This window comes from Streptomyces sp. 130 (assembly GCF_007096885.1).
GTDB lineage: Bacteria > Actinomycetota > Actinomycetes > Streptomycetales > Streptomycetaceae > Streptomyces.
Map to the genome: position 1 here is coordinate 1 of NZ_VJNO01000135.1, position 350 is coordinate 350.

The 350-nt window shown below is 70.9% G+C and carries 1 protein-coding gene; it reads right to left on the bottom strand.

All coding sequences use genetic code 11. The annotated features are described in order from the left end of the window. The coding region (locus FKN01_RS32335) for a hypothetical protein (RefSeq protein WP_221939397.1) at nucleotides 1-350 on the bottom strand (350 nt) is incomplete at both ends.

A 350-nucleotide genomic window follows, 5' to 3' on the forward strand; every position in this document is an offset into this window, starting at 1 on the left:
GCCAGCTCGGCGAACCAGGCCTCGGCCAGCTCCTCGACCCGGTCCCGGGACAGGATCTCGCCCGCCCAGGACCACACCGCCCGCAGCACCGGGCCGCCCTCACCGCCCTCCTCGATCAGCGAGTTCACCTCGACCACGTGCGCCAACGGCATCGCGTCGTCGGCACCGCTGCGCAGCCCGAGTCCGCCGCTGTGCTCATCGGTGGTGAAGCGGCCGAGGTAGTTGAAGCCGATCTGCGGTTCCGGCCCGGCCAGGTCGGGGGCGGTCTCCTGATTCAGATAACGCAGCAGGCCATAACCCAGACCCTTGTCCGGGACCCGGCGCAGCTGCTCCTTCACCCGCCGCACCGA